General features: G+C 41.4%; 18 protein-coding genes and 1 tRNA gene. 12 read left to right on the top strand and 7 right to left on the bottom strand.

From position 1 onward, the window contains the following. Window positions 1-51: 51 nt before the first annotated feature. From IPL35_08505 to IPL35_08480, 6 genes are all read left to right on the top strand, one after another. Entirely contained in the window at window positions 52-615 is a 564-nt protein-coding gene (locus IPL35_08505; GenBank protein MBK8443442.1) for an RNA polymerase sigma factor, read from the top strand. Between the two features lie 16 nt (window positions 616-631). Continuing rightward, window positions 632-910 (top strand): hypothetical protein, encoded by a 279-nt coding sequence (locus IPL35_08500; protein MBK8443441.1) that lies wholly within the window; start codon window positions 632-634, stop codon window positions 908-910. A gap of 148 nt (window positions 911-1,058) precedes the next feature. Continuing rightward, window positions 1,059-1,898, top strand: coding sequence for a mechanosensitive ion channel (locus IPL35_08495; GenBank protein ID MBK8443440.1), 840 nt, complete (start codon window positions 1,059-1,061; stop codon window positions 1,896-1,898). A gap of 90 nt (window positions 1,899-1,988) precedes the next feature. Continuing rightward, on the top strand, window positions 1,989-3,254 hold the full coding sequence (locus tag IPL35_08490) for a competence/damage-inducible protein A (GenBank protein ID MBK8443439.1): 1,266 nt from the start codon (window positions 1,989-1,991) through the stop codon (window positions 3,252-3,254). A 221-nt stretch (window positions 3,255-3,475) separates the two neighbouring features. Then, window positions 3,476-4,768, top strand: a complete 1,293-nt coding sequence (locus IPL35_08485; GenBank protein ID MBK8443438.1) for an endonuclease/exonuclease/phosphatase family protein — start codon at window positions 3,476-3,478, stop codon at window positions 4,766-4,768. Between the two features lie 94 nt (window positions 4,769-4,862). After that, window positions 4,863-5,786, top strand: a complete 924-nt coding sequence (locus IPL35_08480) for a hypothetical protein (protein ID MBK8443437.1) — start codon at window positions 4,863-4,865, stop codon at window positions 5,784-5,786. 23 nt (window positions 5,787-5,809) lie between these two features. Here the strand turns inward: IPL35_08480 and IPL35_08475 are convergent, their stop codons facing one another. The 4 genes from IPL35_08475 to IPL35_08460 all read right to left on the bottom strand — a co-directional run bounded on the left by IPL35_08475 (window position 5,810) and on the right by IPL35_08460 (window position 10,829). Further along, the gene (locus tag IPL35_08475) at window positions 5,810-6,679 is read right to left on the bottom strand and encodes an alpha/beta hydrolase (protein ID MBK8443436.1); all 870 of its coding nucleotides are present in this window, start codon (window positions 6,677-6,679) and stop codon (window positions 5,810-5,812) included. A gap of 97 nt (window positions 6,680-6,776) precedes the next feature. After that, a complete protein-coding gene (locus tag IPL35_08470; GenBank protein MBK8443435.1) occupies window positions 6,777-7,511 on the bottom strand; it encodes a methyltransferase in 735 nt (244 codons plus the stop codon). Window positions 7,512-7,609: 98 nt separating this feature from the next. Next, window positions 7,610-9,256: a T9SS type A sorting domain-containing protein gene (locus IPL35_08465; GenBank protein MBK8443434.1), complete on the bottom strand. Its 1,647-nt coding sequence runs from the start codon at window positions 9,254-9,256 to the stop codon at window positions 7,610-7,612. Beyond that, window positions 9,177-10,829: a fibronectin type III domain-containing protein gene (locus tag IPL35_08460; protein ID MBK8443433.1), complete on the bottom strand. Its 1,653-nt coding sequence runs from the start codon at window positions 10,827-10,829 to the stop codon at window positions 9,177-9,179. The genes IPL35_08465 and IPL35_08460 overlap by 80 nt, the downstream gene beginning before the upstream one ends. Before the next feature lie 318 nt (window positions 10,830-11,147). Here IPL35_08460 and smpB point away from each other — a divergent pair, with 318 nt between their 5' ends. The 4 genes from smpB to IPL35_08440 all read left to right on the top strand — a co-directional run bounded on the left by smpB (window position 11,148) and on the right by IPL35_08440 (window position 14,243). Further along, window positions 11,148-11,618, top strand: coding sequence for an SsrA-binding protein SmpB (gene smpB / locus IPL35_08455; protein MBK8443432.1), 471 nt, complete (start codon window positions 11,148-11,150; stop codon window positions 11,616-11,618). A gap of 215 nt (window positions 11,619-11,833) precedes the next feature. Beyond that, on the top strand, window positions 11,834-12,817 hold the full coding sequence (locus IPL35_08450; GenBank protein ID MBK8443431.1) for an aldo/keto reductase: 984 nt from the start codon (window positions 11,834-11,836) through the stop codon (window positions 12,815-12,817). Between the two features lie 52 nt (window positions 12,818-12,869). Next, window positions 12,870-14,012 carry an N-acetyl-alpha-D-glucosaminyl L-malate synthase BshA gene (gene bshA / locus IPL35_08445; protein MBK8443430.1) on the top strand — a complete coding sequence of 381 codons (1,143 nt, stop codon included), beginning with the start codon at window positions 12,870-12,872 and terminating at the stop codon, window positions 14,010-14,012. Window positions 14,013-14,169: 157 nt separating this feature from the next. After that, window positions 14,170-14,243, top strand: a tRNA-His gene (locus IPL35_08440). A gap of 44 nt (window positions 14,244-14,287) precedes the next feature. On the opposite strand, the gene IPL35_08435 is transcribed toward IPL35_08440, so the two are convergent. Further along, window positions 14,288-15,070, bottom strand: a complete 783-nt coding sequence (locus IPL35_08435; protein MBK8443429.1) for a biotin--[acetyl-CoA-carboxylase] ligase — start codon at window positions 15,068-15,070, stop codon at window positions 14,288-14,290. Between the two features lie 161 nt (window positions 15,071-15,231). On the opposite strand from IPL35_08435, the gene rsfS reads away from it, so the two are divergent. Both rsfS and ftsH read left to right on the top strand, forming a co-directional pair. Further along, on the top strand, window positions 15,232-15,633 hold the full coding sequence (gene rsfS / locus IPL35_08430) for a ribosome silencing factor (GenBank protein ID MBK8443428.1): 402 nt from the start codon (window positions 15,232-15,234) through the stop codon (window positions 15,631-15,633). Window positions 15,634-15,726: 93 nt separating this feature from the next. Further along, window positions 15,727-17,685 (top strand): ATP-dependent zinc metalloprotease FtsH, encoded by a 1,959-nt coding sequence (gene ftsH / locus IPL35_08425; GenBank protein ID MBK8443427.1) that lies wholly within the window; start codon window positions 15,727-15,729, stop codon window positions 17,683-17,685. Window positions 17,686-17,765: 80 nt separating this feature from the next. On the opposite strand, the gene IPL35_08420 is transcribed toward ftsH, so the two are convergent. Then, entirely contained in the window at window positions 17,766-19,694 is a 1,929-nt protein-coding gene (locus IPL35_08420; protein MBK8443426.1) for a PD40 domain-containing protein, read from the bottom strand. Between the two features lie 56 nt (window positions 19,695-19,750). Continuing rightward, window positions 19,751-20,308 carry a hypothetical protein gene (locus IPL35_08415; GenBank protein MBK8443425.1) on the bottom strand — a complete coding sequence of 186 codons (558 nt, stop codon included), beginning with the start codon at window positions 20,306-20,308 and terminating at the stop codon, window positions 19,751-19,753. Between the last annotated feature and the right edge of the window lie 238 nt (window positions 20,309-20,546).

Genomic DNA, 20,546 nt, shown 5'->3' with positions numbered 1-20,546 from the left:
CCGTTCAATCGCATTTTATTCTCTATTTTGGAGACTTTCGCTACATCAAATCTGATTTATACGGACGAGATTTTGGTACAAGAAATTTTAGAAACCCAAAATCCGGCATTAGTGAGTCAACTTTATGATAGATACCTCAACCGTATTTATCGTAAAGCGGTTTCGTTTGTGAAAGATGCTGAACTTGCAGAGGACTTAACCCACGACATTTTTATAAAAATATTGATGAGCCTCTCTTCATTTAAAGGAAAAGCCAAATTCTCAACTTGGGTATATTCCATCACTTATAATTATTGTGTTGATTATATCCGCCGCCGCCAAAAAGAACCTATCGTTCACAATGAAAATGAATTTACGGGAAATACAGAACCTTTGGACGAGGTGGACAGCCACGCCGAATGGGTTGAAATTCAGGGCTCGCGCTTAGGAAAAATTTTAGATATGCTCAATGTTGAAGAAAAAAGTATCTTATTGATGAAATATCAAGATGATTTAAGTATTAAAGAAATACAAGATATTTTTGACTTATCGGAAAGTGCTGCAAAAATGCGTATCAAACGAGCAAAAGAAAAAGTACAATTACTCTACAAAAAAATGTATAATGAACTAAATTAAAAGCACAATATACCCTATGTTTCAGCCATTTTTAGAACTACAGGAAGAGGAAAAAAGCGTAGAAGCTCCCGAAAAGCTCAAACAAGAAATTAATGGCACTCATCAAACATCTCAATCCTTATTCAAATTAACGGGTTGGATTTATGATTTAATCGTATATACCGGTTGGAAGGCATTTACTTCTTTAGATAAAAAAATTAACCATCACAACCATCCTAACTACGAAAAAGAAAAAAATAATAGCACATCATGTGTTTTTATTGAAAATAAAAATAATAACAAATTAGTATATTGATAGTTATTGTTTTATAAATATACAAAACAATAAATTAAAACCTTATTTAAAGTATAAAAAACTCATTTTTATGGGTGATTTTTATATAAAAACCTGTTTTAATCATATATCTTAAAAATTTTAGCACTATCTTTGAGGAGGATATTAGATGATGGACAAACTTAGTGAATTTATAGATTCTGCTTTACAAATGATACAATCACTTATTCAGAGCATAGCAGCGGGTTTACCTTCTTTTTTGGGAGCTATTGCTGTTTTGGTGATTGGTTGGTTTGTGGCGAAATATGTAGGAAGAGGTATCGCTAAATTGCTCAATACATTGCAAGTAGATACCTTGATGGATAAATTGCGCACGGTATCCATTTTTGCCTCTGTACGCATACAACTGAGTACTTTATTGGGCGAGTTGGTACGTTGGATTATATTCCTTATTGTACTTATCGTAGGCTCGGAAACCTTGGGGCTGCGAGCTATTTCTGATAATATTACCCAAATTCTTACTTATCTGCCCAAATTGCTGAGTGCGTTGGCATTTTTTGCCATCGGTACTTTTGCCGCCAATATTATCCGAAAATTCATACAAACCACTGCCGAATCATTTGGTATCTCTACCGGACGCTTTATTGCCGGTTTTGTGTTTTATTTTTTATTGGTAATGATTGCCATATCGGCACTTAACCAAGCTGGTATCAATACCGAAATCATCAGCGAAAACTTACAGATTATTTTAGCTGCTGTTTTATTCTCTTTGTCATTGGGTTATGGTTTGGGTTCGCGCCATTTAATGGCAAATTTGCTGGGCAGCTTTTATATAAAAGGAAAACTGGAATTAGGGCAGGTGATAAAAATAGATGGTGTGGAAGGAATTATTATCGCCGCCGACAGTACCTCTGTAACGCTTAAAACTGTTGATAAAATCGTGCTGATGCCTTTATCTAAATTTACGGAACAAAAAATAGAAATTCTCAGCGTACCACCTCACAATTAATATCAAACAACGACTATTATTGGTTGATATGCTTTTTTGTAGTATCTTTTTTATATTACAAAAAAGCATTTTTCTTTTTTATAAACATTTATGAAAGCTATTATCATTACTATCGGTGACGAAATTCTTATCGGGCAAATATTAGATACCAACTCGCAATATATTGCCCAACGCCTTCAAACTTGGGGCGTGGCTGTAGCAGAAATGCTCTCGGTTGCCGACCGCCCCGAAGCCATCATTGCTGCCGTACAACATAGCTTGCAGCACGCCGATTGGGTACTGATAACAGGTGGTTTGGGTCCTACCAAAGATGATATTACAAAAGCTACGCTCACCCGCTATTTTAAAGGAAATTTGGTGCTGAACGAAGATGTTTTACAACACATTTCACAACTATATGCCCAACGCGGGCGCAGCATTACCGATGCTTCCCGAAATGTGGCACACCAGCCCGATAATGCAATTATTTTCCAAAATAAAAAAGGAACTGCACCCGCTATGTGTTGGGAAATCGGTACACAAAAAGTAATTTCTATGCCCGGCGTACCCTACGAAATGAAGCATTTTATGGAGGGCGAAGTGGGCGTTTTTTTACAAAAACAGATAACAGAAAAAAACGTATTTCATTATACCTTGATGACAGCAGGTGTGGGAGAAACCTATATTGCCGAAAAAATAAAAGACATTGAAGATGCTTTGCCGACTGCCATCAAATTGGCTTATTTGCCTTCTTTGGGAACGGTAAAATTGCGCCTCACCGCCAACGGCAACGACGAAAGCTATTGGCGTGCCGAACTACAACGCTTCGCCAACGCCATCACTGAGCAATTGGGAAATATTATATTTGCACAGGAAGATACCACGTTGGAAAAAGTAGTCGGCGAGCAACTCAAAATGCGCCGCGCCCTGCTGGTACTGGCAGAAAGCTGCACAGGAGGCACGGTGGCACAAAAAATTACTTCGGTGGCGGGCAGTTCGGCGTATTTTTGGGGGGGTGTTGTTGCTTATTCCAACGAAATGAAAATCAAAATACTACACATAGCTCCCGCTATTATTGCGCAGCACGGGGCAGTGAGCCACGCCTGTGTAGCTGCTATGGCGCAGGGCGCACTGGCAAACAGCGGCGCACAATATGCCATTGCCATCAGTGGCACTGCCGGACCCGACGGCGGCACACCCGAAAAACCCGTAGGAACGGTATTTATGGCAATCGCTACACCACAACAGGGTATTCAAACCAAAAAGCACCAACTTTATACCCACCGCGACATCAATATACAATTGGCAGCAACTATTGCACTCAACGAATTGCGTTTGGCGATGTTGGAAGAAAAAACAGCCGCAACAACAACTTGATTTTATGACAATTTTTTAATCCGTAAAAAAAATAATTTTTACTGGACAATAATAGCGTAGAATTTCTTTTTGAGAAGTTCCACACCGTTTTTGTTTTTATATAAATATATAAATTCGTCATCAATTCAAATGAAAGTAGTGCCGTCAGTGTTTTTTTTAAAGAAATGCTTAAAAACAGTAGCTTTGTGCAGATAAAAAAATAAATTTTTAATAAAAAGAAGATGAAATATTTGTGGTGTCGCCGCATAGCGGTGTGCGTGATGATAATAATAGCAGAGTTGATGTCTGTGCATTCAGAGGCACAATCGCTTACAGATATAAAAGTGATGAGCTACAATTTGCTTGCTTTTCCCGAAGGCGACATTGCCGCAAGAGAAGACACATTAGCTAAAATTCTGAACTATTATCGTCCTGATATTTTTTTGGTGCAGGAGTTGCGCAGCGAAGAAGGCTTACAAAAAGCACTTGCCGCTTGTCAGGCGGTGTTGGGTGCATCGTACCAAGCCGGAGTATATATTCCACAAATTTCCGACCCCGATAATACGAGTTGGCGTTTACAACAGAACATCATCGTGAATGGTGAGCATTTTGATATTGCAGCACAGGAAACACTGCTCACCCTTTATCGTGACATCAACTATTTTAAGCTGTACTGGCGCGACAGCCCTGCCGCCGACAGCGTTTTTTTGCATTGCTATGTCACACACCTGAAATCGTCAAGCGGCACTGAAAATCAGCAAATACGCCTCGAAATGGCAAAAATAATGCGCCAACACGCCCACCAGCTCCCGCCTCAAAGCCTCATTTTGGTAGCGGGCGATTTTAATCTATACAGCGGCAGCGAACCAGCTTATCAGTGGCTGCTCGCCGATAGCGGCAACAGCGACAACACCCTGCAAGACCCCATCAATACGCCCAACTGGGCAAGTGCTTCTTTTACGAACACCGCTATTTATACGCAATCTACGCGCAGCAGTGGTTTTAGCGATGGAGCAAGCGGCGGTATAGACGACCGCTTTGATTTTGTTTTACTCTCCGAAACTTTGCTAAACGGCGGCAGTGCTGCTCCGCTGCATTATCAAAACGAAACATACAAAGCTTTGGGCAACAACGGCACTTGCTATAATCAGGATATTATTAATTGTGCCGGCGGCGATAATCCTGTTTCGGAAGATATACTGCACGCACTCTGGTACATGTCCGACCATTTACCCGTTACACTTACATTGCAAGCAACTGCTCCAAACGACACTACCGCCGCTTTGCCGACGACAGTTGAGTCTGCGGCACCGCTTCATATTTTCCAAAACAAAAACAACAATGTTTTATTTTCTTGGCAAGATGATACAAAAGCGAAATTACATTTGTACGATTTGAACGGACGCTTATTGCAAACATTTTTTCTGCAACCATACGAAAGTCGGTCGCTGATGCTCGCAACAGGCTGCTATGCAGCACAAATTATGGATATGGATAAGCACATTATTTATATAAAAAAAATAATCATTCATTAAAAAATTACCGACAAAAAAAGCAATATAGCAGCCTCAAAAAGTATTCTATACTTTTGTATTATTTATTATTCACTATCCATCTTTATTGAACAAAATGAAAATACAACAACTATTTGCACTTATAATATGTCTACTGATAGAGTGCTGCTTCGTCAGCATCAAAGCACAAGACACATCAACTTTGCGCGATTCGGTAACGGTAGTAATGATGAAAGACGGTTCGGTGTATCAGGGAAAAATCGTTTCGGAAAAAGAGGATAAAATACAACTCCAAACCAAAACCGCCGGTATTTTGGATTTGCTGCGCAGCGACATCAAAACAATAGAAAAACGTGTACTAAGCAAAACCGGACAAGTATGGTTTCCGAATCCCAATTATACCCGCTATTTTTTCGGACCCACTGCTTTTTGCCTACAAAAAGGAGAGTCGTATTATCAAAATACTTACTTGATCATTAATACATTTAACTACGGTATCACTAATTATTTTACTATTGGTGGCGGTATAGAATTAATTTCGCTCATCAACGGCGAGCCTATTTTTATGCTCAACCCCAAATTGGGTTTTCCTTTGGGCGGCAAATGGGCAGCAGGCGGTGGCGTATTGTACATCAACTCCAAAATATTTTCATCGGAGCGCGATTTTGAACTCAATGGTTTGGGTATCGGCTACGGTTTACTCACCTATGGCTCTCACGAGCATAATATGTCTTTGGGTGTGGGCTATGGCTGGGTGAATGATGAAATAGCCAATCAGCCTATATTAACGGTGAGCGGTATGACGCGCGTAAGCAAACGCCTCGGTTTGGTGAGCGAAAACTGGTTTTTGCCCATCGAAGGCAGTTTGAAGGGCTTGTGGGGCTACGGCGGTCGCATTATGGGTGAAAATCTCACCGTAGATTTGGGCTTTATTTACAACCGCGAAGTTGCCAACGATATATTTAAAATCGGTTTTCCCTATATTGATTTGGTGGTGCGCTTTGGTAAAAAAGCAGCAAAAAAAGAGGCTCAGGAATAATATTTTTTCTAAAAAAATATTATTCACTTTTTTATCTCCGATAAATACTGTATCAACAAGTTGTTGAAAACCGTCGGTTGTTCAAATTGCAAAAAATGTCCGCAATTTGGAATCAAATGCGCCTCGCACGAAGGGAGCAAAGCAGCAGCACGGCGCATCAAAGCAGGAGTATTATCCAATGGATTGAGCAAGCGGTTGGGAATAAATTTATCTTTTTCTCCAAAAATCAACAAGGTGTGTTGCTGCAAGTTTTTCACAAAATGAAGCGGCGGCTCGGCGAGCATCGCAGCAACGCTCTGCGGAATGATGGCGCAATAGTCTAAAAAATCGGCGGACTTACGTTGTGCCAGTCGGTATTGTATCATCGTTTCTGCCTCCGGCGGCTGATGATAAAAATTAAGTGCGAAGTTATGCCGTATTTGCGCCTCCGAGCTATGCTCTACAAAAGAGGCGGCATAGGTTTGTCGCAGCCATATTTTTTGGAGTTCGTTAAATTTTTCAAAGCCCGCCGGTGCGGTCAATACCAAATTATCAAACAAATCAGGAAACAAATACGCCGCCCACAAAGCTATTTGCCCTCCCATAGAATGTCCTACCAGCGTTATTTTTCGGCGCAGTTGCAGGACGAGCAAAAAATCGTTCAACACTTGCGCATAAAAAGACATAGAAGGTACAAAATTTCTTTTATCCGAAGCTCCATATCCGGGCAAATCCAAAGCGATACAATGAAAATGTGCGCTCAAACCCTCCAAATTACGATACCAAGCCCCCTGATAGCTACCCAATCCGTGTATCAGCAACAACACAGGCAAGTGCAAATCGCCTTGTGTAGTATAAGTAAGCCGAAGTTGTTGACGGGTAAGAAAAACAGAGTATTGCGGATAGGAAACCATTGATTTTGGAACAGCGAAGATGCAACTTTCAGCGCATATACACAACTATTTTTCATACCGATTATTGTCACAAAGGAGTCTTTGTATTTATAAAAAATCAAAAGTGCAGGTAAAAATCTTTTAATAAGACCACAAATTCCTCACTATAAGTCAATGTTTCATTGTGTATGATTAAATGTTGTTGTGTTGGAGGGTTGGGGGGCATTTGAAATGTAAAAAACAGTATTATTCTTTTTGGTGCAGTATTTTTTTTGGTATAAATATAAATATAACCCTGTGGATAAAGTGACACTTTTTCGGCTTCGTACTGAAAAATTTTTAAATATTCACTTGGAATAATAAAGGAAATCACACCTTTCGGGTGTAAATACAGCGCACTTCGGGTCAGGAGCATATCGGGCGATAAAGTATTGTCGGCGTGGCGTGCTCTGCTGCGAGCCGTATCGGGAGAGTGCAGCGCACGATTAAAATACGGCGGATTAGAAACAATACAATGATAAGAATGTGGCACTGCCTGAAAATGCTGTAAATCCCCCTGTATCACCTCTATTCTGTGCCGCCACCTGCTGTTGGCAACATTGTCGGCAGCTTGTGCGACGGCGGCTTCGTCTATTTCCAAAGCGGTAATGCGGCAGTCGGTAAAATAATGTGAGGTACGCTGTGCCAGCATCAAAGCTATCAGCCCACTTCCTGTGCCTATATCCAAAATATTTTTGCTCTGCGGCGGCACCTGCGCCAAAGCACCCAGCAACACTCCATCAGTGCCCACCTTCATAGCACATTGATGATGATACACCCTGAATTGCTTAAAATCAAAATAATCAGATGCCATAAAAAAAACAATTTGGCAACCGCAAAAATATAAAAAAAACAGGCTGCCCGAAAAAGGCAGCCTGTTTAGTATCAAAAAAGTTTAATCGTCAAAAAAAACTATTGAACAATCAATTTTTGGAGTTCGGTAGAGCCGTCAGCACCCACCAAACGAATCATATACATACCTTTTGGCAAGTTAGAAGTATCAAAACGGATTTGATATTCTTCGCCGCCTTGCAATGCTTCGTTATAAAGCACCGCTATTTTACGACCTTGCAAATCCAATACTTCCATCAGCATTTCGGTAGTAGCTTTTGATTTAAAAGTGATATTAGTAATGCCTTGCACCGGATTTGGAGCAATAGTCATCGCAAAACCTTTTGAACCATTAGCTGCATTTTCCAATTTTTCAATGGTAGTTTGGTCTTCTTTGGTCAGCACTTTGAACAAAGGACCGCAACCATCTACGATTTTTGCCTCAAACATACCTGTACCGCTTACTGTAGCTTGGAAACCTGCTGTACCCTCGGTGAGTAAATCAATAAAGTTCAACGCATCAAAAGTAATGGTATCGGCAGTAGGCACAGTTACAGTATTAGAAGCCCAAATCGTATCTGATTCATACAAACCACCTGTGCTGTAAGTGCCATCAACAGCTTGTGTGATGGTGAGCAAACCACCGCAAGTAGGAGCAGGGCAGGTAATTTGGAAAGTATGGTCGCGAAGTGTAGTACCTTCTGCATCTAACAAAATCAAATACTCAGTACCACCCACTAAAGTTGCCGTACCAATTACGCCAACACCAAACTGGTCGCTAACACAAGTCCAGTTGAGAGCATCACAACCCAGAGAAGATTCTTTGTAGAAATAATCTATCCATCCGTTAGTAGTAGATGCTGTTACTTCAAAAGTATAATCACCACTCAAAGGTGCAGTGAATTTATACACCAACTCCTCACCCGGTGTGGCATAACCACAAGAATTGGCAGGAGAAGTACCGTCAAAATCCCAGGCACTGCAAATACCCTCTAATGTGGCAGTTACAGGAGAACCGCAAGTAATAACAGGAGCAGTAGCGCAGTTAGGAGGTGCGGTTGTTGAAAAAGTAAACGGACCTACCCAAGCACTAACATTACCGCCGCCGCAATCTGCTTGTACATAATAACTATATTGTTGTGGACAAGCTGTCAATCCGCTTAATGAGTAAGAGGTGCTTGTAAGTCCATTTACAATAGTTCCACTACCCAAAGCAAAACCCGTAGTATCCCATTGGATATTCCAAAGTGTTTCTGTATTACCTGCTGTCCAAGATAAATCTGCACTGCTGGAACTGGTAGAGGCAGCTGACAAGTTGCTTGGGTCTAAACAACCAGTGAACGGATGAATAGAAATACAATATTCCCCTATATCACCAGAGAAGCCATCTATCATAAAATAATAAGTGGTGCCGGCAGTGAGCGAATTGGTTAAAATAGTATCAACTGCTCCGTTGGTAGTACCAAAATTATAGCAACCATTAGGAAGAACAATATCAGTAATCTCTGTATATACAGGTGTGGTAGCGCAATCTGTAACATCATATACACCCAACCAACCATCTAAAGGATTGGCAGGAGCAGCCGGAATAGAAGTAACTATTTGAACAACCCCACTAGTGGCAGGCGTATAAGAATACCACAAGGTATTATTTGGCTCCACTACAACCAAAAGAAGGAGGGTCGGTGCTATTGGCAACGGCTGTATTTTGGCAAATAGGAGGTGCATCAAGTGTCAAGGCAGTGGCAGAACAAGCAACATCATTGGGCTGCGGCAGAGCTACCGTAATCAAAGCCCAAGTGCTGGTAGGTGTTCCGCATACAGCACGGATATATACATCATACGAAGCACCCGGAGTAAGACCCGTAAATGAAGTAGGGCTGGTAGCAGGATTGATTAAAGTACCACCGCCCGTTAATGGGTCAAAAGTACCGGCAAGCCCCCAACGAATACGGAAACTAGTGGAAGGAGGTGTATTACTATCTCCCCAAGAAATATCAAATGAAGTAGCTGTAACATTAGATGCGGTGAGGCTAATAGGATAATCGCAAAGCGGAATAGGATCTACAATAAAATTATCAATAAACAAATCATTGTCCGCATTGGCTACTGTAGAGCTGCCGAAAAATGCAAATTTCACCACACCGGTATAAGCAGATAAATCATATTCCTGATTTTGTCCGGTATTGGAAATCGTTTGTCCATCACCCCAACCTTGCAATACTGTCCAAGTAGTGCCGCCGTTGGTAGAAATCAACACGGCTACAGTATCATCTACACCCAAAGTGGTAGCACCTGTGCCTGCATATACAGTCAAAGCCATATCAAATTTCAAGCGATAATCCGTAGTTGTTCCCAAATCAATGGAAGGGGAAATCAACCATTCGTCATTGGCTGCAGTAGTGCCGTAAATATTAAGTCTGGCGGCACCCGTAGTACCCACATTGGCAAAACCATCAACAGCCCAAGCAGAACTGGTACCGGTAGGAGTAGCATTGATAGCTCCGGCGGCTTCTGTCCAACAAGTTGGCAAATAAGTAGCAAAATCTTGAGTATAAGTAGGCGTTAGCGTACCACAAAGCGTAGTAAAACTGCTCGGACCTACCCAAGTACTATAGGTACCTAAACCACAATTGGAACGTACATAAAACTGATAAGTAGTAGCAGAAGCCAAACCTGTTAAAGTTGTGGTAGTAGCTCCATTTACGTTTACAATAGTACCGCTGCCTTGCGTAAAGCCGGTAACACCATATTCCACCTGATAGCCGCTAGGAGGGCATACAGCAGGAGCTACCCAGTTCAGCGTAGCACCAGTTCCTGTAATTGCGGTTGAAGATAAGGTAGTAGGAACAGGACAAGCAGGTGCACAAGATTGACACTCTATTTTTATAGAGTTACAGTTAGAGCTACTAAGGCAACCCGGATCATTTACTTGAACGGTTACAGTATCATCGGCGGCTACGAAGCTCAAACAAGCACCGCCGGAAGTAGTAGAAACAAAACCTGCGACTGTACCACTGCCGGTACCGCCGTTGCGTACAGTTAAATCCGTACCGGCAGCACCGCCGTCAGTACCTGTAATAGCCGTGCAATTACCTACATTATAGGTTTGTCCGATGGTCAAGCCCCAAAAACGCGTGTATTCGTTGTCAAAGGCACAAGTAGTACCTGTAACAATCGTACAACCGGAGGTTGGAGCGGCTGCTCCCTGATACAAGGCACCCGCAGCACATTGTGACCACGCCTTTTGGCTGTAAAAAGAAGCCAACAAAGCGAATAAAAACAATAAGTTTTTTTTCATTCTCAATAGAAAGAGGTGTTTTGTGAAAAAAAATAGATAGTTGCTTGTTATTTATTTTATCACACATCTACAAATGTAGGGTATATTTGGATAACAGCATATATTTTAGCCTAAAAAAAACACTTTTTTCTAAAATTATACATTATAACTTACTTTATCACAACGTATTATATAATTTATGATAAGGAATAGCACGTTCAATCATATTCTTTCAGCAAACAGATATTAGAGAATGTTTTTCAAAAAACATTATTTTTTTCTACAGCCCGCTACATTTCATGTACTTTTGAAACTTGAAAAACAGCACAATTATATAAGATGAAGCAATTGAAACTGAATAATGATATTGTAGCCAACAATAAAAAAGCAGATTTTCAGTATTTTTTGGTACAAACTTTTAAAGCAGGTATTGTACTCACCGGCACTGAGGTAAAATCGGTGCGGTTGGCGCGTGTCAATATGAGCGATGCTTATTGCTACTTTAAAAAAGAGGAATTGTGGCTAAAAAACCTGCACATTGCTGAGTATTCCTTTGGGAATTATGCCAACCACGCGCCTTTGCGCGAACGAAAATTGTTGTTAAAAAATAAAGAGCTACGCCGCCTGCAAGCAAAAATCAAAGAGCGAGGCTTTACGATTATTCCGGTGCAAATGTTTATTTCGGAGCGAGGCTTGGTAAAAATAGAAATTGCCCTTGCCAAAGGAAAGAAAAGTTTTGACAAACGCGATACCATTAAAGACCGCGAAGCCAAAAAAGATGTGGAGCGTATGCTGAAAAAATATCGTTGATACGCGTAAATACAAATTTTGAAATTGATTATTTGTTTCTGCTGTGTAGGCAAAATTGCTGCTATTATTAAAATAGAAAAGGCATAGCATTTATCAAAAACCTGCATTTGAAACAAAACTTTAAATGGTATTGTATTGTTATGGGTTTTAAATATTTATGCCCGTGCATATTTATTTTTTATATTTTTAAAAAAAATCATATACTCTTTGTCTTTATGCAATATCGCAAACTCGGAAAGTCAGGCTTATTGGTCAGCGAATTATCATTGGGTTCGTGGCTCACCTTTGGCAAGCAAATAGAAGATAAACTCGCTGAACAACTAATGGTACAAGCCTACGAATCGGGCATCAATTTTTTTGATAATGCCGAAATTTATGCTCAAGGCGAAAGCGAGCGCGTGATGGGGCGCATTTTGAAAAAAACGAACTGGGATCGCAGCAGTTATTTGGTGAGTAGCAAGGTATTTTTTGGCAGAGGCGACCGCCGCCCCAATATGACGGGCTTGAGCCGCAAACACATCACCGAAGCCTGCCACGAAGCTTTGCGCCGTCTGCATGTAGAGTATTTGGACTTATATTTTTGTCACCGCCCCGATAAAAATACGCCTATTGAAGAAACCGTATGGGCGATGAATATTTTGATACAACAAGGAAAAGTATTGTACTGGGGTACTTCGGAGTGGTCGGCACAGGAAATTACCGAAGCCCACGCCGCCGCCGAACGCTATCGCCTCATTCCTCCTTTAATGGAGCAGCCGCAATACAATATGTTTCATCGCGAGCGTTTTGAAGTAGAATATAACCAATTGTACAAAAATTTCGGCTTGGGTACTACGATTTGGTCGCCTTTGGCTTCTGGTATTCTCACCGGAAAATACAACGATGCCGCTCCCACCGACACACGCCTGAGTATGGACGGATTAGAGTGGTTGCGCGACCGCGAACTCACCGAAAAACGATTAGAGATAGTACGCCGCCTTACAGCAACCGCCAGCGAGGCAGGGCTTACTATGACAGAGTTGGCACTACTGTGGTGTTTGCACAATCCGAATGTGAGTACGGTTATTTTAGGAGCTTCCAAACTATCGCATCTGAGCGACAACCTGAAAGTGTTGGATAAAAAATTGCTTTATACTGAAGATGTAGCAGCACAGGTAGAAAACATTTTAGCCAACAAACCGGCTTTTCCGCAATTTTAAACCTCTGCTTTCTTTATAACAAAGCACCCTGCAAAAAAAGATATACTCTTATATGAAGATTGGAATTGTTTGTTATCCTACCTACGGTGGGAGCGGCGTAGTAGCTACCGAATTGGGCATTGCTTTGGCACGGGCAGGTCACGATGTGCATTTTGTATCCTATAAACAACCTTTCCGTTTATTTCATTTCTACGAAAATATCACCTTTCACGAAGTCACCTTTGCCGATTATCCTTTATTTGAGTATCCGCCCTACGAAACCGCCCTCGCCAGCAAATTGGTAGATACCGTAAAATTCAGCAAATTAGATGTATTGCACGTACACTATGCCATTCCGCACGCATCGGCGGCTTTTTTAGCTAAGAGCATCTTGCGCGAAGCGGGTATTCATATTCCGGTAATTACTACCTTGCACGGTACGGATATTACTTTGGTGGGCAAAGACCCCACTTATGCACCGGTGGTGGCGTTTTCTATTAATCAGTCTGACGGAGTAACGGCAGTGTCGGAGAGTTTGCGCCAACAAACCTTTGATATTTTTTCCATTCGCCGCCCTATTGCAGTGATACCCAATTTTATAGATTTAGATATTTTTAAAAAATCAGATAAAAATCATTTCAAAAAAGCTATTGCCCCCAACGGCGAAAAAATCCTCATTCATACGTCCAATTTCCGCGAAGTGAAGCGTGTAGATGATGCGTTGCATATATTTTATAAGGTGCGCGAGCAAGTGCCTTCCAAATTGTTGCTGGTAGGTGATGGACCGGAGCGACAAAAAGCCGAAAAACTGTGCCGTGACTGGGGCATTTGCGAAGATGTTCGTTTTTTGGGCAAGCAAGATGCTATCGGCGATTTGCTGGCGGTGAGCGATTTGTTTTTGTTGCCTTCGGCGAGTGAGAGTTTCGGATTGGCGGCTTTGGAGGCGATGGCTTGCGAAGTACCCGTTATTTCGTCCAATGCGGGTGGTATTCCCGAAGTAAATATACACGGCGTGACGGGTTTTTTGCGCGAAGTAGGCGATATAGAAGCAATGGCAAAAGACGCAGTGACCCTGCTCAAAGACGAAGATTTATTGCAACAATTCAGCCGCAATGCTTTGGAACAGGCACAGCGTTTTGACCAAAAAAATATCGTGCCTTTGTACGAGTCTTTTTACAGCGAAATTATAGCTACTTCGGCGGTTCAGTTTTCATAATTTTTTTCTTTCGCTTCCATCTTATACGGTATGCTCGTTATCTGCCATACTTTTGCACGCACAGAGAAGCGTTTTTTTTATAAAATATCGTGTATTTTTTTGATTCTGTTTGTAAAAATTAAAAAAAACAGTACATTTGCATCGCAATTTTAACATGGTGGGTGTAGCTCAGTCGGTTAGAGTAGTGGTTTGTGGTACCATTGGTCGTGGGTTCGAACCCCATCATCCACCCTTTTTTCCAAATGTCAATCTATATTCATATAGATTGACATTTTTTATTGCTGCAAATGAAGAAATACAATTTCTTTCACGTCAAATGCTTCTATGCCGCCATTGAGTACAGTTATTTGTAATTTTCCCTGTGCATCAACACCTTCTATTTTTCCTTTGAATACAGTATTGTCGCGCTTGCGCTCAAAAAAAAGCCACTGCTGATAGCCCCACAAAACCGCATAGTAATCTGCCAGTACAGTATTCCAAGCCGCCGCTTTGAGTTGCAGATAGCGTGCTTCTATACCCGCACAAAGATTTTGTATGAGTGGCAGAAGTTCCTGTTGTATGCCGCTCTCTATGTACAGCGAAGTGGCATAGGGCAACGCCTCCCCAAAATCGCGCTGATTGACATTGATACCGATACCTACCACACAACGCGCCCAATTCCCGCCGCTGCCTACTATATTTTCCAGCAAAATACCGCCTGTTTTTTTTCCTCCTGCCGTATAAATATCATTCGGCCACTTGATAAAAAGAGTCGTTTCGGGATATAGCTCCGCCAAACTGTCGCGTATGCCCACCGCCACCGCCACCGACAAGCGGAAAGCAGCAGAAAGCGGCAGAAATTTGGGATACAACACCACACTGAAAGTCGCATTTTCGCCGTCTTTGCTTTGCCAGCAACTACCGCGCTGCCCACGTCCCGCCGTTTGCCGTTTAGCCCAAAATACCGCACCTTCCGGCACATCAATAGCCTGTAAAGCCACATCATTGGTAGAGGTTATTTCGTCATATTCTTTCCAATAATTTCCAATAAAAAGTCTATCTTTGCCAAGCTTATACATATCATTTTACTTTGTGGTTGTAAAAATATTCGTGTTTCCGAAAAAATAATTATTTTTCATCAACGATTTAGCACTTGAAAGTGTTATATCTATCTATTTTATCAAAATAATAAAAACGTATTATAACTGATTGAAAGCAAAAAAATTAGCCCAACCCTCCTCTGCATATCTTTCGCCCTTACCTTCCTTTTATTATAGAAGGTATTCAGGATATAAAAGGCGTTCATACTGTATGTTTAGATGTAAGTCATATTCCCGATGCCGTTTGTAAACAATTTGTGATTTGCGAAGGAACTTCTACTACACATGTACGCGGTATCGCCGGTAGCATAGAAGAAAAAATAAAAAAACAATTTGGCGAAAACCCTTTCAGCGTAGAAGGCACACGCGGCAGTGAGTGGGTCATTTTGGATTACATAGAAGTCGTTGTTCATATATTTTTGAAAGAGAAAAGAGACTTTTATCAATTGGAAGAATTGTGGAGTGATGCCGTAACAACGAATTACGATACACCGCCGCCTGCTGCTGCAATACATATTCGTGGCACTAAATCGCAAAAATAATTTTGAAAATTATTTTTTTATTGAACAAAATATCCCTAAATTGAATTGTTGTACATTGAAAAATGCTGCAAGCCTGTAATTTGAATATTTAAAATGTTGAATCAAAATAATAATAATAACAACAACAATACAGACCCGTCTAATCGCGACAATAAATCACAATTCAATTATTATTGGGTATATGCTATTGTCGTGTTGGGTTTTTTAGCTTTGATGTTCTCCCCTTTTGAGCATCAGGTAAAAGTCATTGAGCCACAAAAATTTTTCAGAGAAATGCTTCCCAATGGCGATGTCAGTAAAGTTACCATCGTAAATAAGGAGTTGGTAGAAGTGTTCTTAAAAGAAGCGGCACTCTCACAGCCTCAATATCAAGATGTAGCACATAATAGCCTCAATGCTCCCAATATGGGACCTCACTATCAATTTGAGATAGGCTCTATTGATGCTTTTGAGCAGCAACTGGCAACCATACAAACACAACTCAACAACAAAGAATTTGTCGGTGTTCGTTATGAAACCCGCACCGACTGGCGTGCCGGTTTTATCAGCTATATCCTGCCTATTCTTATTTTGGTGGGGCTGTGGGTGTTTTTGATGCGGCGCGTGGGCAATACGATGGGCGGTGCAGGCGGACAAATTTTTAACATCGGAAAATCAAAAGCCACCCTTTTTGATAAAGATATGGCGGTAAATATAACCTTTGATGATGTTGCCGGTTTGGAAGAAGCTAAAGAAGAAGTAATGGAAGTGGTAGATTTTTTGAAAAATCCGAAAAAATATACCGCTTTGGGGGGCAAAATACCAAAAGGTTGTTTGCTCGTGGGACCCCCGGGTACCGGAAAAACCCTCATCGCCAAAGCAATGGCGGGCGAAGCCAAAGTACCTTTTTTCTCTATTTCAGGCTCCGATTTCGTAGAAATGTTTGTGGGCGTGGGAGCTTCGCGGGTACGCGATTTGTTTAAGCAAGCACGCGAAAAAGCACCTTGCATTATTTTCATTGATGAAATAGATGCCATCGGTCGGGCACGCGGCAGAAATGCTATGCACGGCAACGATGAGCGCGAAAATACATTAAACCAATTGTTGGTAGAAATGGACGGCTTCGGCGGCGAAAAAGGAGTAATTATGATTGCTGCCACCAACCGCCCCGATGTGTTGGATTCGGCGTTGTTGCGTCCGGGTCGCTTCGACCGCCTCATTTCCATTGACCGCCCCGACCTCAAAGCACGCGAAAAAATCTTCAACGTACACCTCAAACCCATCAAAACTGCTCCTGATATTGATGGCGAAAAGTTGGCAGCACAAACACCGGGATTTGTGGGTGCGGATATTGCCAATGTATGCAACGAAGCCGCTTTGATTGCTGCTCGCCGCGACAAATCGCAGGTGGATATGAAAGATTTTCAAGATGCCATAGACCGTTCTATCGGCGGTTTGGAAAAGAAAAATAAAATTATATCGCCCGAAGAGCGCGAAATTATCGCCCACCATGAAGCCGGACACGCCATTTGCGGTTGGTTTTTGGAACACGCCGACCCTTTACTCAAAGTGAGCATTGTGCCGCGCGGTGTAGCGGCTTTAGGATATGCACAGTATTTGCCCAAAGAACAGTATTTGTACAATACCGAGCAATTATTGGACGAAATGTGCATGACACTCGGCGGACGTGTGGCAGAAGATATTATTTTCAATAAAATATCTACCGGCGCACAAAACGATTTGGAACGCATTACCAAATTGGCATACGCGATGGTTACAATTTACGGAATGAACGACCAAGTGGGTAATGTATCATTTTATGATGCACAAGCCGAATATACTTTTGATAAGCCCTATTCCGAAGCTACTGCCGAAATAATTGATAAGGAAGTACGCAAACTGATTGATTCGGCATACCAGCGCACCAAAAGTTTATTATCTGCCAAAAAAGCAGAATTGATTTTGGTAGCGAAGGAATTATTGGATAAAGAAATTATTTTTAAATCAGATTTAGAGAGGCTCATAGGTACACGCCCTTTTGATATGCCGGCTCCGGCAATAGCCGCAGTTTAAGAAAACAAAAACGGACAAACAAAATCCCCACAGAGCATATTCTTCTGTGGGGATTTTTTGTTTATCCGCAGTACATTCTTTTACTTTTCTCTTAAAATAAACTCCGTTCTACGATTTTGAGCACGCCCCGTTTCCGTGCTGTTGTCTGCGATAGGTTGGCTTTCGCCTTTGCCGCTGTATTGCAAGCGAGCAGCAGCTATGCCTTTTTGTACCAAGTATTCATAAACGGCTTTGGCGCGATTTTCCGACAATGCCAAGTTGGCTGCATCATCGCCAACATCATCAGTATGCCCTATAATTTGCACCGATAAACCGCTTTTTTTTTTCAGCAAATCCACCATTTTATCCAATTCTATAAAAGAAGCTGTTTGCAATTGATACGAATTGCTGGCAAAAAATACATTGTGCAGTGTAATGTGTGTTTCTTGTGCGGGAGTACCTACCTGTGGCAATGGTTCTAAAGCAATTTTTAATTCGTAGGGCTGCTGAAAGTCCACTTTCTCCAAAGCAAAATTGGCAGAATACAAAGCGTAATTCGTTTTTTGAACATTGCACAAATAATTTTTACCCACCGGCAAAGTCACCAAAAAAGTACCATCGGTGGCATCGCTCATTTTGCGGGCAGTGGCGATATTGCTACCCAAATCTATAATTTCTACTTCGGCGGCAAGCGGCTTTTGTGTGGCGGCATCTACTACGGTCGCTTTTACATAAGTAACAAATTCGGGGCGTGCTGCTTGCGGCAATTCAAAATAAAACAAATCAATGCCCGCACTGTCCGTCATTGAACCGAAAAAGCCGTATTTGCCGTCCGGTGTTATCACCAAGCTATTTTCGTTGTTTTCGGTGTTGATAGGATAGCCCAAATTTTCGGGCTTGCCCCATTTGCCGTCTATGGAGCGTGTCACTTTAAAAATATCCGCATCGCCCATTCCTATATGCCCTTTGGAAGAAAAATAAAGCGTTTTTCCGTCGGGGTGCAAAAAAGGGCACTGCTCATCAAAAGCCGTATTAATGGCTTCTCCTAAATTTTCGGGTTGTTGCCAAGCGTTGTTTTTAAGACGACTCACCCACAAATCGCGACCACCTTTGCCGCCCGGGCGGGTAGATGAAAAAAACAATTCTGTTCCATCTGCCGACAGGCAAGGCTGCGACTCCCAAGCCGGCGTGTTGATAGGAGTGCCGATATTGCTCGGTTTTACCCACTCATCGCCTACACGATACGAATAATAAATATCAAAACCGCCCTCTGCACCTTTACGGTCGGCAGCAGCAAAAAAGAGGCGTTTTCCATCAACCGAAATATTCAATGCACCTTCGCTGTATTCGGTATTGATAGGCTCGCCAAGGCTGTAAGCGGTATCGTACAAATAAGCACCTGAAGTATCCTGCTGGCAATAGAAAAAATCTTCCTTTTGAGCTGCGCCCTTACCTACGCGCCGCGTGAAAAGCAGCAGGGAAGCATCGGCGGTGAAAGTCGGCAAATATTCATCTTGCAGTGTATTGACATTTTTTCCCAAACTCATCAGTTTCAAAGGAGCTTTGCCGCGTTTGGCATCTAAGCGAAAATTACACGCTTTTATCTTATCATTCAGTTCCTCCACCATTTTGGGCGGTGCGGTTTTGTGGTCTATCGCCATTTGAAAATAACGAATGGCTTCGGGATAATTTTGCTCCACCATATAGGTTTTTCCGATATGATTATAAGCGTGGTGCGCCTCTTCGGGTTTCATCTCGGCGATTTTGAGGGCATTTTCTCTGGATTCCGGCAATTTATTAAGCTCCGCCTGCACCTTCGACAACAGTTTGAACGCTTCATAATAATCGGGGTATTCCTTGACGGCTTTGAGCAAAGCAGTTTCGGTTTCAGCTTTTTTTTCTGCTAAATAAGCAGTGTTAGCTTGTTCAAAAAATTTATAAGCCTTGGGCGGCACGGCATTTTTTTGGGCAGAAAGCGACAACTGTACAAAACATAAAAAGCTCAACACGATAAAAAAATATTTTAACATATCTGATTTATGGATATTTTTTGTTGATGATTAAGATACCTGTTGCATAAGAGCGTTTAAAAAGAACGCGGCAGTTTTTCAAATTTGGCAAGTTTTTCGGTATGTTCAAAAGTCCACACATAATCCATCAGCTCGTTCAGCTCGTGGATAAAAATGCTCTGTTGCTCTGGAGACATTTTTTTTATCTTTTTTTCAATAATTTGTATGCGCTTGATAATATAAGAGGAAAAAGTAAAACAGCGATCTCTGCTAAAACCGCCGAGTGCCAAGCCGTGCCGCCGAAAAGCCTCTGCCAGCATATACACAGTGAGTTGTATTTCTCCTACGCTGTCTTTGGTGGTTTGTGCATGCTCGGTGATGCGGGCGTTGATGGAGCGCATATCCATCAACAAATAACCCGGCGAATAAAACTTCTCGGTTGTGGGCAGTTCTTTATCAATAAGGGCATACACTTTTTGTATGCGATTTTCAATGGTTTCCCTTTTTTCCAATAATTCAAAGGTGAGCCTCCTGATCATTTTGTCGTCTTTGGCAATATAACGAAACAAAAGTTTGTTTTTTTCGCTATCGGGCAAATATGTAATAGCCAATTTTAATTCATCAGATAAAGCCATATTTTTATTTTATAATGTCGGTTAAAATGTTTTTGGTAAAATGATAAACGGTTTTGGCACAAGAATATTGAAAAAAAACAAATGCTTTCCAATGTATTTTGTTATGGTAAATATAACGTTTTTTTCTTGTTTATTTGCTTTCATCAAGAATATATAGAGCAATAATATTTGTATCAAAAAAAGATTTTTTTTCAAATTTCAGCAAAATATAATGTATCTTGGCTTATAAAAAACATTT

This window comes from Sphingobacteriales bacterium, from assembly GCA_016711285.1.
Classification (GTDB): domain Bacteria; phylum Bacteroidota; class Bacteroidia; order Chitinophagales; family UBA2359; genus JADJTG01.
Note: the sequence above shows the minus strand (reverse complement) of the source record. Positions and strands in the feature narration are given on the sequence as shown.

Coding starts and splice junctions, on each gene's coding strand:
- IPL35_08475 (MBK8443436.1), bottom strand. CDS start 6,679: ATGGTTTCCTATCCGCAATACTCTGTTTTTCTTACCCGTCAACAACTT.
- IPL35_08490 (MBK8443439.1), top strand. CDS start 1,989: ATGAAAGCTATTATCATTACTATCGGTGACGAAATTCTTATCGGGCAA.
- IPL35_08460 (MBK8443433.1), bottom strand. CDS start 10,829: ATGAAAAAAAACTTATTGTTTTTATTCGCTTTGTTGGCTTCTTTTTAC.
- bshA (MBK8443430.1), top strand. CDS start 12,870: ATGAAGATTGGAATTGTTTGTTATCCTACCTACGGTGGGAGCGGCGTA.
- IPL35_08495 (MBK8443440.1), top strand. CDS start 1,059: ATGATGGACAAACTTAGTGAATTTATAGATTCTGCTTTACAAATGATA.
- IPL35_08415 (MBK8443425.1), bottom strand. CDS start 20,308: ATGGCTTTATCTGATGAATTAAAATTGGCTATTACATATTTGCCCGAT.
- IPL35_08500 (MBK8443441.1), top strand. CDS start 632: ATGTTTCAGCCATTTTTAGAACTACAGGAAGAGGAAAAAAGCGTAGAA.
- IPL35_08435 (MBK8443429.1), bottom strand. CDS start 15,070: ATGTATAAGCTTGGCAAAGATAGACTTTTTATTGGAAATTATTGGAAA.
- smpB (MBK8443432.1), top strand. CDS start 11,148: ATGAAGCAATTGAAACTGAATAATGATATTGTAGCCAACAATAAAAAA.
- IPL35_08485 (MBK8443438.1), top strand. CDS start 3,476: ATGAAATATTTGTGGTGTCGCCGCATAGCGGTGTGCGTGATGATAATA.
- IPL35_08470 (MBK8443435.1), bottom strand. CDS start 7,511: ATGGCATCTGATTATTTTGATTTTAAGCAATTCAGGGTGTATCATCAT.
- IPL35_08465 (MBK8443434.1), bottom strand. CDS start 9,256: ATGCACCTCCTATTTGCCAAAATACAGCCGTTGCCAATAGCACCGACC.
- IPL35_08450 (MBK8443431.1), top strand. CDS start 11,834: ATGCAATATCGCAAACTCGGAAAGTCAGGCTTATTGGTCAGCGAATTA.
- ftsH (MBK8443427.1), top strand. CDS start 15,727: ATGTTGAATCAAAATAATAATAATAACAACAACAATACAGACCCGTCT.
- IPL35_08480 (MBK8443437.1), top strand. CDS start 4,863: ATGAAAATACAACAACTATTTGCACTTATAATATGTCTACTGATAGAG.
- IPL35_08420 (MBK8443426.1), bottom strand. CDS start 19,694: ATGTTAAAATATTTTTTTATCGTGTTGAGCTTTTTATGTTTTGTACAG.